This is a genomic window from Methanoregula formicica SMSP (assembly GCF_000327485.1).
Lineage (GTDB): Archaea > Halobacteriota > Methanomicrobia > Methanomicrobiales > Methanospirillaceae > Methanoregula > Methanoregula formicica.
In genome coordinates, this window is record NC_019943.1 from 434575 (window position 1) to 447688 (window position 13114).

Below are 13114 nucleotides of genomic sequence, written 5' to 3' on the forward strand. Positions count from 1 at the left end.
GATCCCGGCAATCCAAGTATTTCCGGAAAAATGAATTCGAAGGTAACTACGATCGGGATCTGTTTCGTATATTAGTAAAATGGTTTTCTACAGAGCGAAGAAATTTGTAATTTTGACAAAAACGCTCATGCATCTACTATCTTTAAAACAGTTTATTAAGCGCACTATCGGAATAAAAATACAATCCCTTATGCGATTCAATTAATGTAATTGTTTAAAAAAGATCTGAAATCATAATGCTGAAAGAAATCACTTTTACAAATCAATTCCTTTCTCTCAAAGATGCATTATTAATATTGGAGAAATCATGAAGATATAACTTTCTTTAAACACAATTGCATGGGACCTCTAGAACTACTCAACTCACAGAAGTAAAAATCAGACCATACAATTATCTGTTATAGTACAACCTTACATCGTTATGCTACCTACGACGAAGGAAGTAGAAACGTGTCAGCAAACCGATGTACCAGGTTTGTTGAATCAACCATCGCCACATTTACCACTTACAGAATCGGCCTACGAAAATGTTGTAATATGACTTGGGAGAGAAAATAATGACTTGGGAGAGAAAATATCCTGTACCATTATCGATTCATCAGGATTCATCAGCTTATAAGCCAGCCACTACTTTTCATAGAGAATCGGGAACCAAGTATAAATGCTCCTGAAGTCATTTATTTCCGTCAATACGGATCACCAGATTATTATAGGTCTGAAAATCATCCATCATCCAGTGCATAACATTCCTCACGTTGAAAAGACTCCTCAAACAATGTCACTAAACTAGGTGTTTTAATCTCTATGTCATGAACAAAGAATACGATTCCGAAGAGATTCTGTGAATTAATTCATGAGACCCACAACTCTTGTTCCTTCATTCCAATCAGAAACAAAAAACTGAAACGGACCTTATGATACAATCGGAGACGGTTCGTTCTGTCGTTCGATGATGACAGAAAACACCAGAGAACCATCATTAAACGATATTCTCAATTAAAAAAAGTTCGATGAAGTCCAGAAAGATCGAAATTATCGATTCCAGATCACGGAAATCAAAGTCAATCTATTAAATCACTCTAGATTGTTCTCTGCACAATCATTCCTAATTCTTATTGAGGAATACTACAGTATCTATAAATCCATCATTCAAATCCCAAGGGAGGAAAAGTCAATCTTTGGATAGTAACTTGCCATTTTTTTAATTCTTTGTTTTTGTTCAATGGTTAACACCGTTCCTCTACCTACGATCCCAACGTTTTTCATAGTAAATTGGTCCTTTGTTGAAAAAATTGCGGAGTTAATCTCCTCATCGCTTTTCTGTATTCCAATCCAGTCAATTATTTTTTTTACTTCGTTATAGGGATTAGATAAGAGGCTTTCATATGATATCAATAAGATCTTTCCTTCTTTTACTAAATCTGAAGAAAACCATCCTGCATAAAAATTGAAATACCACGGAACAATTAAATCGATAACGAAATCCATCCTTTCATTTTCATTAAGTGATTTCCAATTATTTTCATCCATATATGCCATTGGGAAATTCAACATTTTTTCACAATGATCGTAAAAACTGACAACCGTATCGTAAATATTCCTATATTGCAAAATCGGTTTTATTTCCAATTTGTTTATTATCTTCAGTGTTGCTTCTGAATATCGACAATGTTGATGAGGAGAGAAACAGTAATCCTGCATAACAGCGTGAATCAGATTAACTATACTGATCTCATGTTCTCTTCTATCATGAATAAGCATCAATGGACAAACATTCCATTGTAGAAGATTTTGGAGGATTTGAGTCAGCCATGTTGATCCACTTTTTGGGGCGGCGATATGCCATAAATGAATCTTTAAATTTTTATTTGAAACTTTGTCATATTCTCTTATGCGAGATAAATTAAATCCCTTATTTAAATCAAGATAAAATTTATAATATATTTTAGATAATACCGATCCACTTTTAGTGGCAGCAATGTATTTCAAATAAATCTTATAATTATGTTCTAATAATTTATCATTTTTAATATAATAAAGTAAATCCAGCCATTTATTTAAAAAATGATCAAAATCAAAATCCGCGTTGTTGTAATCAAAATAAATCGTTTTTTGGTTTTTTTCTTTTAAAATCATTTTTTTGGTATCAGTTTTTATTAAAAGATCCATAATTATCACCCTCTGCTATACACAATTGTAACTAATAATCGTAATCAATTATCTAAATCGCGGAGATCAATATATAAAAATTATCATCTGTAGAAAACCTTTACGATATGAAATGGTGGGTGACTTAGATTAATTGACGAATTGCTAAGGAATCATATTCATTGTCTATAACGTAACAACCGGACTTTTGGTTATCGTGGTATTTTACAAGTAATTTAACAGTATATTAGGAATCTATTTTATTGAAAAACCACTATTTTTCAGCCTCCAGTGCTTCTCTGAAAAAACTACCGATATCTTCACGATTAATAATTAGTGCAATCAGTCCTCCGATGATAAACGAACCAAAATTGATAATATGCGACAGGATTGCATAGCTCAATGCCGTTACAGGATTTATGTTAAATATTGATAATGTGACAATCGCGAGATAATGATATACTCCAATATTACTTGGCATCGAAGGTATCACCATTCCGAGATTATTTACCACTAGTGTCATAAATGACAATGGAAGCCAGGTGTCTATCCCAAGGCTCCAGAGAATACAGGAATTCAATAAAAAGGCAAAAGACCAGATGATCAATGTCCAGAGTGTGATTTGAATAAACCGGAAAGGATTGTTGAACACTTTGAATCCCAAGATAAATGAGTTGCTACATGGCTCAATATACTGTCTAAATTTCCCAAGGGGGAGTTTGGAAAAAATTTTCAGACAGACATCCTGGAAGGATTTTTTTGATTTATAAATTAAAATCAGGCAGATAATGAGTATTAAAACGAGTCCTGCAATCAATTTACCGGAGAAAATAATCCAAGACGGAAGAGGCAAAAATAAACTAATTACAAAAAATAATCCCAATAAGAAACATATATCAAATAATTTTTCAATGATAATTGTTGTTAATAACTGGACTATAGAGATGCACGATTTTTTTGACAGGAAATAACTGCGGATAATTTCCCCTAAACGGAACGGTAAGATCGCATTTCCCAAGTACCCGATCCAGACTGCTGAAAATGCATCCTTTTTTTGAACACTATCAGAATCGATTAGTAAAACCCATCTTCGGGATATCGCCCACATCGAGCAAATTAAAAAAAATATTGATAAAACCAGAAAAAATATATTTGCCGTTGCAAGGACGGGGAATATGTCAACAATTTGAATCTGTCTTAGTATCAGCCAGATGGCAATTATACTAATTATATAGGGAATTAATAACTTTATATATGATCTCAATTATTTCCCCCACGCCTTATAAATCTCAATGAGCAAACAATCATACAACTATTCAAATTTTGTTGTTAAAAGGATATCTTACCCAGCTTTCAAAACGCTTAAATTATAAGCAATTTTACCGTAATTAATCCTTTTTTCGGCGGTGATTTTCAGTGAAATTCCATGTTTTGCATACTTAGCGATTATTCTTTGTTGATTAATTGAATTATTTTGAATTGAAGAGATAATCACAATTTTTTGATCTGTTTTCAGCTTTGTTATAATATCTCCTGAAATATTTTCAATATTCTGTGTTGGTTGTGCTCCGGTATCAGAAAGGTAATGTCCATACCAATGTGAATCTACAGCTGAAACGAGGCTGTCTACTATCGGCGGTGTTGGAATTGCCGAGCAATCAGCACAGATCGGGAGATTGTCGTTGATGTCCGTCCAATATAATGCCTCCCGAGAAGGATCGATATTCATCATGTATTCTGTTGTTTCAGAAAAAACAACATGGAAATCCTTATTAACAGCGCATTTTTGGTTCCAGTAATAATTATTTGAAAATGGCGCAATTAGCAGACAATTCGCGAGGCTCAGTCCGATCAGCAGAATAATTATTGCCCATGTTTTTCCTTTTATAAGATAAAAACCAGCAAAACTAGCAAATCCAATAAGAACCGGTAGTAGCCAGCTGATTTTCGGAAAAATATCTGAAAAGGCACCTTGAATTGAACTAATGAACGGTCCCGTTAAAAAAACCATGGGAATTGTAAAAATTATTATTGTACATAGTGGTAGAAAATATCCTCCATATGTCTTGATATTTTTTATAGTTAAATATAATATACTACCAATGGCTATCAGCATTGGGCCAATTATTCTGAAGGCTGGGTAATCGTGCGTTAAAACTGTTTGTTTCCATACGAATGTGAAATATGCTAAAATACCAAAAAGGATAAGAAATTGTAGTATTATACTGATAGCGATTATGGTTTTTTGATTTTGTATTTTTTTAATGTTTTTAATATAATATATAAGTATCACTAATCCAAGAATTGAAAATAAAATCGGAAATGCAAGGTGATTTGCCGTTAAGATCCAGCTATTGTCTGATGGATACCATACATTTCCTTTTGATAAGTATATAATATAATTTAATTGAGGTATAAAAAATAAAAACAACCCGCCATAAACGTAGTTAACAATCGAATAAATTGCTGTAATGCCTACAGAGCCAATACCAATCCAAATGAATGATATCACAGAGGGATATGTTTTCAAACGTATTTTATGTAGAATAATGTAATGTCCCACCGCAAAAATTACCGGAAATATGAAAAATGGATCGAGATGGAGAGCACTTACAAACGCTGCACCTGAAACAAATAACCAGCATGTCCTATTTCGATTTGTTGTTGCCAAGGTAATAGCAAGAAAACCGAGACAATAATAAAATAACAAGGGAGTATTATGGTAAAGCCACCCCCCTGATCCATGAGCAAATGGGTAACAACTGATAAAGACTGAACTGATGATGGCAACATTTCTATTGAATAAGTTTCTCATTAAAAAATATACGCAGATCGTTGTCCCGCACAATAATAATAAAAGGATGACATAGTGCCCGGTGAGAGGACCAAACAAGGAATAACTGATATGCCCCGGAATAATCCATGGCAAACGGCAATCTTTGTAATCATTGATGAATCCGCTTGTATAAAAAATGAATTTTCGTAAAAACATCCAAGGATCAAGTGGTCCAACTTCAGTAAATAACCACTTTTGTGGTGCAGTAAGACAAAAGATAAATAATGGAGATATAATAATTAACAAGTCTGGGCTAAAATCTTTAATTCCTTTTATTATTTTATCTAACCGCATTAATTCACGTTAGTGAAGCCAAAATAAAACACTATTGATTTTGTTATTGAAAAAATTTGAATAAATCAAACATTGTCGAACTCAAATAATTTTCGGTTGTGGTAGCGGAATAATAAATTTCCCCAGATATCCCTTTTCCTTGAGTTTCGGGATTAACTCATCTGCAATATGCCAAGAGAAGATGACTACGAATTCCGGTTGGTTCTCAAAGATGAATGACTCATCAAGGATTGGTATTAATGTTCCCGGGATATATTTTCCGATCTTATGGGAACCTTTGATCTCGACAACGGCATCAATTATCCCATCATCAAGCCCAGTATAATTGATGAGAGTACTTGCCCTTGATGGAGCGCTAATCCCATAGATTCTTTTACCTGATTTTTTAATGGTTAACAAAAGTTCGTACAGCTGCAATTTTGAAATAATGATATCATTCTTGAACTGCCTCAATCGATCAACAGTAAATCCCATCTTTTGTTCTGCATCGAGCAATGTCTTGACAGAGGGTTTTACATCATATTCTCCTATGTGAGCAGCATAAACGCGGATTGAACCGCCGTGCGTAGGTATCCTCTTTGCATGGATAATTTCAAATCCGTGTTTGTTCAGGAGGTACTGGAGACTGTGGAGAGAATAATACCGCAAATGTTCGTGGTAAATTGTGTCGTACTGTAATGTCTCGATAAGTGATATCAGGTAATGTGATTCCGAAATGAATATGCCATCTGGTGTTATCATTTTCTTGATAAGTTCGGTAATTTCATTGACATCATCGATATGGGCAAAGACGTTTGTAGCTGTTACGATTTTTGCCTTACCGTGTTCTGAAATCACTTTGTTGACAACATCAGGAGAAAAATAATCAATGATTGTGGGAATTCCACGGGAGATTGCAATCTTTCCAATCTCTTCCGGTGTTATTCCTAGGACCTTGTGATTGTCCTTAAAGTTGTTCAAAAGGTTTCCATCGTTTGATCCAATATCGACTATGAGATCGTCCTTGGTTAAAGGAACGATTGTCTTGCATTCATCGTACAATTCGGCAAAATTATCACGGAGAATTTTTGTCGTGCTGCTGGTATATGGATATTCTTTGGGGAATAATATCTTTGGATTCACAATCAGACCCAACTGTACCAGGTGACATTGCGAGCAACACAGTAATTCTGCCGGATATGAAGGTTGTTCGTGAGGCTGTTGTCCGATCGGGTGAAGTTCGTTAACCGGGGGCAGATATCCCAGAAACAAGACTGATTCCAGATGTGGATTTTTACAGATCTGACACTCTTCGACAACTTTACTGGTATATTCATTTTTTTGAACCATTTTTTCACACCATATATACTGAATTATGTTTTTGAATCGGCAATTACTGAAGCTGAATCGTACCATTTCAATGTTTGTGATAGTCCTTCTTTGAGTGAATATTTGGGATGGAATCCTAATGATCGCATTTTAGAGATATCCGGGCAACGTCTCTGTGTTCCCCCTAAGGCGGCTTGGCCAGGTACAATACAAATATTCTGATTGTAATAATCTGCAACCATATTTGCAAGGTTCGCGATGGAAATCTCCTCCTGAGTACCGATATGGTAGATCTCCAGATGTTTTCCTTTGTCAAGTATTAATTCCAGCCCGGAAATAAAGTCCTCAATGAAAATGAAGGATCGTGTGTCGGATCCGTTTCCCTGAACAGGGAACCTAATAGTTTTTTCAGATGAATTATTCAGTAATTGCTTTATCCGGACAGCAAACTGGGGAATAACATGTTCCCAACCCATGTCAGGGCCGTACACATTATGGGGGCGGAAGATTATTACCCGGTCAAAAAATTTTCTCCCGAAATTGATTGCCATAATCTCACTGATTATTTTCCCAGCTGCATATGAATATCGCGGATTTAGGGGGTCCGGAATGGAGAGTGGGACGGACTCATTTGTGGGGTATATCGGGGGTGTCTGATATACTTCGGAGCTAGATGCAAGAACCAGTTCCCTGACATTTTTTTCCTGGCAGGCATCCAGAATGTTGGTTATGCCTTTGACCCCGACATCCAAGACAAATTCTGGTTTTGTATAGAAGAATTCCGTACCATTGACGAATGCCAGATGGATAACAGAATCGATATCTTCCATCGCTCTATTCACAGTTCTTTTATCCCGGATATCTCCTTCGAAAAAATCTATTTTGTCTGTTATATCGTTCAACCTGTTAAATGATCCCCGAGAATTGTTATCAAATACACGAACGTTCAGGCCTTTTTTAATTAGCCGATGAACTAAGGCACTACCAATAAATCCTGTGCCTCCGGTTACAAGATAAAATTTTGGCATATCATTTCTCCATATTATTCTTAGGGTACGGTCTCCTTATTATTTTGTACACATCATTTGACCGATTCCTGAATCGTAACTTCAAAATGCCCCACATATATAGTCTGAAATATTGGATGAACCATTTTTTAAAATTTTGAGTTGACACCCCTCCAATCAAGCGGTCTATTGAAGTTAAAGGGACTTCTCCTAATTTTAAATCAAGCAATTGCGCTTTTACAGACATTTCAAATGCAAATGCCCATCCAATTGGCGCGAATTCAAATGAAAAAAGCGGAAAAACTGATTTTCTGAACATTTTAATTCCGGTTGTGGCATCTGAAAGGTCAGATCCTGCAAGAAATGTAAATGTTTTATTTCCTAACCTTGATATAATCCCACTGATCAGATTTCCTCCTAATCGTTTCCCGCCATAAGAATACCGGGTACAATTGATAAAATCACATCCTTCGTCAAGCAGAAGTATCATGTCATTTATCGCAAATATTGGTAATATTTCATCTGCTGGATATATCAGAATGTACTTTCCATGAGATTCACGGATACCCGTCCTGACGGCATTCAATACTCCAGCTCCTTGGGTATTTTGAAGCAATGTGATATTGGGATACTGCTTTATTAAGTTATTAACAACGGGGACACTGTTATCCTCGGGAAAATCATATATGATAATGATCTCCTGAGAACAGGACACAAATAAATTCAGCATTTTTACTGTAACCGGAATATTTGCCCCCTCATTTCTTACCGGTAATAAAATCGATAATTTCACCGAATTCTCACTGGCCAAATAATGAATATCCTGGCTATTAAGGGAAGTGGTTTGTGAGACAGTCATATGGTTATCCAAAAAAACGCTTTATCTGGTTACATACATATTCGACATCAGTGTCTTCCAAGATAAATGCAGATGGAAGCCACATAGCTTTGGACATTAACTGAGTGCTTTGAGAAAACAGTGCATCATTCTGAAAATACGGCTTTTGTGTGTGAATCGGGTACCAGAATTTTCTGCAGTGAATTCCCATTTTCTGGAGATACGATTCCACCACGTCACGTCTTTCTATGATTGCATCTGTCCATAAGGGAATTTCTCCCCGATTTATCTTAAATCCGATAATTGATACATTAGATGAATTTTCAAAATGATCTGAATAAATTGTATAAATCTCTTTTTGTCGTTGTAGTCGATTATGTAAAACAGACAGTTGTCCCAACCCGATTGCAGCCTGCAGGTTTGTCAACTTGAAATTATAACCAACGGAATAATGAATGTCATCTCCGCCCGTCCCCCTTTTCGGACGACCTTGGTCTTTTAGTTGACGAAGGATAATGTGGAGATCATCATCATTAGTAACGATCATCCCACCCTGCCCTGTTGAGATCGTTTTATTGGGAGAAAATGAAAAACATCCGGCGTTTCCAAAAGTTCCCAGATACTTCCCGTCAATTGAAGACATGAAAGCTTCGGCGGCATCTTCAACGATAAAAAGGTCATATTTTTTCGCAATTGACATAATTGCGTTGAGATCTGCAGCCCTCCCGCTCACATGAACTGGAATAATTGCGCGTGTTCTTTGGGTTATGGCAGATTCAACAGCCCCAGGTGATATGGTAAGTGTATCCGGATCAATGTCAACGAGAACTGGTATGGCTCCGGTCAATTTTACTGCATTGGCAGTTGCAATAAATGTTACATCTGGCACTATGACTTCATCGGAAGGTCCAATTCCCAATGCTGCAAGTGCAAGAAATAATGCTGATGTACCACTTGTAACAGCAATTGCATGTTTAACTCCAAGTAATTGCGCAATTTCATTTTCAAAACGGGTTGTATAATCCCCCTCATTCAGATAATTACTGTCAAGTACTTCTCTCACTAATTCGTACTCTTTCGGGGTAACTTGGGGTGACCACCATGGATAATCTCGATCCTTCCCTCGCCCGTTTTTCATATTATCACCCCATTCGCCGTAGTACAAAACCTTGAATAGGACCGAAGGAGTCACCCTTATTCACTTGTATTGTAATTTTATTACCATATTTTTCGTGCAACTCACGAGCTGCAACATCTGCGATATCAAATATCCTATCTTTTTTCGCGAGAGATCCATAACCCTCAAAATTCGCGAACATATTCAAAAAAACTCTAGTCAATAAATAATATAAATTGAATGTGTGTGTTGTCTCTATCACAAATTTATCTTCGATATAATCTATGAATTTGTCATAATGTAAAAAGTAATTGTGCCAGTCATGCAGAGGGATGTTTGGCAAATTAACACCACGCCTTACGGCATTTAATTCCTCAAATCCCTCAAATGTATTTTCAACCATAATATATCGTCCACCCGGACGAAGAGTACTCCAGATATTATCTATTATTTGTTTTTGCTCATCCCACGACAAAAAATTTATTAAAACGCGCTGAGTAACGACAACATTAAATTTCCCTGAATAGGCAGATAAATCAAGAATATCTCCATCAACAAGTGAGATATTTTTAAGTTTTTCTGATTTGAATCGCTTTTTTGCTATTGATCTCAATTGGTTTGAATGCTCTAATGCCAAACACGATTTGACTTTTTTTGCATAATGAATTGTGGATTCACCGCCCCCACAACCAAGATCTGCCAATTCGTCGTTAGAACTCAGATGCGATAAAACAAAATCTGTCTCAAGTTTTCTTAGATTTTTATCCAATAGTGAGACCGTGTTTGGCATCTCCCAATATTCATCAATTTTCGCGCGATCGGTCATATCAGTGTCCCTCCGGAAGGATCCTCCATAAATCCACGACTTCAGCAGATTTTGGAACTTTCAAAGTTTTATACGCAGTATGAGGTACCCCGACAATAATGATATCGGAAGAACGTACTAACTCTTCCTTGTTTATGAATGTGGGATCTTTTGCGAATTCGTCGGAATACAGCACTTCCGCCCCATAAAACCGCAAGATTTTCCCGAGCTTGTAAGAAAGCGAATCTCGTGTATCGTCTATATCCGCTTTGAAAGTCATACCAAGAATGCCTACTTTCTTCTTGCTCAAATCGTATTTTGCGCGTAATTGCTCAACAATGAATCCCGGCAGACCTTCATTTACGGTCATAGCTGCATGGCCGAGGAGAAAATTATTATTATTAAAAGCAGCAAGCTGCAGGGTATCCTTCAGAAGACAAGGCCCTGCAGCAAATCCCGCAGATGGCAGGCCATATGCCCTGCCGTATCCGTCAACGATTGCCCGGCGGACTTTGTTAAAATCAACATCAAATCCTGCTGAGATCATATAGAATTGATTTGCCATGGCAAACTGAATATATCTCCAGGCATTTGTGAACAATTTTGCCAATTCAGCCTCTTCTATTGAGACCTGAATGATTTTTGGAGAGATTTGTCCAAATAACTGGCTTGCATCGTTCAGTGCTTTATCACTAAGCCCGGCAACGAGCTGAGGCAGCTCCCGTAGTTCACGGATAGCATATCCTTGGATGATACGTTCCGGACAATATGCGATATGCCAAGGCCCGCTCGCATCTTTTGATAATGTATTGAGTATCTGACCGCAGGTCCTTGGGTAAACAGTACTTCGGATGATAATGGTCTGTTCCGGGGAAATGTATGGGCGCATCTGGATAAACAGATCGATAAGTGCTTTCAGTTTTGGATTCAGGTATTCATCGACCGGAGTGCCAATTGCAACGATGATATATTGAGCGGTTTTTATCTGATTGATATCGGACGTCAAGAAAAGAGTTTTATTAATTACCTTTTTTAATATAGGTTCTGCATCATATTCAATGAACGGCATGTTTCCCTGACGGATACTCTCAATAACTTTCGAATTTACGTCATACAGGACAACCCGTTTACCGATATTGGCAAACGTGATCCCGAGGGGTAAGCCGACATGCCCCGCTCCACCTATGATGCAGATGTCGTTTGAGAAGTGCATTAATGTTCCCTCAATAGCTTGGAGTTTCATCATATTACCGTTTTTGTAATGAACCACGATAATAGTCGATTACTTCTCTTGTCTCCCCCGTCACTACCGGCACCCCATAGTCCAGCAGGAGCGCTCTACTGCAGTGCTTCTTTACAGCCTCAAGGTCATGGGATACAAAGACGATAGTCACCCCTTCATTCTTGAAAGTATCAAGAATATCCAAGCATTTTTTCTGGAACTCCAAGTCTCCGACAGCAAGTACTTCATCAAGCAGCAGAATTTCGGGGTGGGTTTGCACCGCTGTTGCAAATGCCAGCCTGACCTGCATGCCCGATGAAAATCTTTTCAGTTTCGCATCCCTGAATCGTTCAAGGCCGGCAAAAACTAAGATGTCCTCGATCCGGTTCTCAATCTCTCTCCGTGAAAGCCCCATAATTGTACCATACATTTCGATGTTCTCTACTGCGGAGAAGTCATACTGGAACCCGACCCCGAGTTCGAGGAATGGAGTAATCGTCTTCCGGACCTCAACCTTTCCTGATGAAGGACGAATAATGCGAGAAAGGATCTTCAGGAGTGTGCTCTTTCCACTCCCGTTCTGGCCGATAACTCCGAACATCTCTCCTTCTTCGACAGAAAAACTGACCTCTTTGAGGGCTGCGAAGGTCTCGTAGCTGGTTGGACGCATAAGACCGGTCAATGCAGCAAACAGCGTATCCCGTTTCTCATGGGGGATACGGAATTCTTTGGAGAGCCGTTCGACTTTAATAACGTCCATCACATCTCCTCCGCGAACCGTGGTTCAAGTCTAAGGAATATTATATAGCCGATAACAAGGATGAGACCGGAAGCAACACCGGCATAGGCAAGCGATAACGGGAACGGGGCATAGGAATAGAGAATACAGTCACGAGAGGTAATAATGATCTGGCCAATGGGATTTAACCGGAAGATATACTGTATTGACTGGGGAAAAATACTGAGCGGATAAAGGATGGGTGTAATAAAAAAACCTGCCTGGAGGACAACAGCCCAGATGAACTGGATGTCTCTGTAAAAAACGTTCAATGCAGAAATAGCAAGTGCGGTTCCAAGCGTGAGAATGAAGAATATCGCAAGAATCGGTGGCAGGTAAAGAATGTTCCACGATAACGGGATATGGAGGGCAATCATGAAAATAATAAAAATCAACGATTCGAAGAGACTCTGGAGCATCGCCGTAATACACGCGGAAATAACAAGGATCTCCCGGGGAAAATAGACTTTCTGGACAAGGCTTGGTTTCCCCACAATTGCCGTGAGACCCAGATTGGTTGCCTTAACAAAGAAATTCCACATGATGATCCCCAACAGGAGAAAGAGCTGGTAATATTCTACCTGAACTTTCATCAGGTTGCTGAAAACGATATACAGGATAACAAACATTACGAGTGGTTCCAACAGAGACCAGAAGTAACCGAGAATGGAATTCTTGTACCTCCACTTGAAATCTCCCCATGCAATCATCCAGATAAGATTGCGATGATAATAGAGATCTTTAAAATGGTCAATATCCAT

11 protein-coding genes are annotated in these 13114 nt (G+C 37.8%); all 11 read right to left on the bottom strand.

Features of this window, described 5'->3' with window-relative positions:
* Positions 1–1149: 1149 nt before the first annotated feature.
* Entirely contained in the window at positions 1150–2169 is a 1020-nt protein-coding gene (locus tag METFOR_RS02180; RefSeq protein WP_015284471.1) for a sulfotransferase domain-containing protein, read from the bottom strand.
* Between the two features lie 253 nt (positions 2170–2422).
* Positions 2423–3412 carry a lysylphosphatidylglycerol synthase transmembrane domain-containing protein gene (locus METFOR_RS02185; protein ID WP_048110758.1) on the bottom strand — a complete coding sequence of 330 codons (990 nt, stop codon included), beginning with the start codon at positions 3410–3412 and terminating at the stop codon, positions 2423–2425.
* A 78-nt stretch (positions 3413–3490) separates the two neighbouring features.
* Positions 3491–5278 carry a glycosyltransferase family 39 protein gene (locus METFOR_RS02190; protein WP_015284473.1) on the bottom strand — a complete coding sequence of 596 codons (1788 nt, stop codon included), beginning with the start codon at positions 5276–5278 and terminating at the stop codon, positions 3491–3493.
* An 81-nt stretch (positions 5279–5359) separates the two neighbouring features.
* Positions 5360–6607, bottom strand: coding sequence for a class I SAM-dependent methyltransferase (locus tag METFOR_RS02195; RefSeq protein WP_015284474.1), 1248 nt, complete (start codon positions 6605–6607; stop codon positions 5360–5362).
* Positions 6608–6630: 23 nt separating this feature from the next.
* A complete protein-coding gene (locus METFOR_RS02200) occupies positions 6631–7614 on the bottom strand; it encodes an NAD-dependent epimerase/dehydratase family protein (RefSeq protein WP_015284475.1) in 984 nt (327 codons plus the stop codon).
* A gap of 1 nt (position 7615) precedes the next feature.
* Positions 7616–8452 carry a glycosyltransferase gene (locus tag METFOR_RS02205; protein WP_015284476.1) on the bottom strand — a complete coding sequence of 279 codons (837 nt, stop codon included), beginning with the start codon at positions 8450–8452 and terminating at the stop codon, positions 7616–7618.
* 4 nt (positions 8453–8456) lie between these two features.
* On the bottom strand, positions 8457–9569 hold the full coding sequence (locus tag METFOR_RS02210; RefSeq protein ID WP_015284477.1) for a DegT/DnrJ/EryC1/StrS family aminotransferase: 1113 nt from the start codon (positions 9567–9569) through the stop codon (positions 8457–8459).
* A 4-nt stretch (positions 9570–9573) separates the two neighbouring features.
* On the bottom strand, positions 9574–10374 hold the full coding sequence (locus METFOR_RS02215; protein ID WP_015284478.1) for a class I SAM-dependent methyltransferase: 801 nt from the start codon (positions 10372–10374) through the stop codon (positions 9574–9576).
* Between the two features lies 1 nt (position 10375).
* Positions 10376–11599: a nucleotide sugar dehydrogenase gene (locus METFOR_RS02220; RefSeq protein ID WP_052310738.1), complete on the bottom strand. Its 1224-nt coding sequence runs from the start codon at positions 11597–11599 to the stop codon at positions 10376–10378.
* A 1-nt stretch (position 11600) separates the two neighbouring features.
* A complete protein-coding gene (locus METFOR_RS02225) occupies positions 11601–12335 on the bottom strand; it encodes an ABC transporter ATP-binding protein (RefSeq protein ID WP_015284480.1) in 735 nt (244 codons plus the stop codon).
* Positions 12335–13114, bottom strand: a complete 780-nt coding sequence (locus METFOR_RS02230; protein ID WP_015284481.1) for an ABC transporter permease — start codon at positions 13112–13114, stop codon at positions 12335–12337. Before METFOR_RS02230 ends, METFOR_RS02225 begins: the two co-directional genes overlap by 1 nt.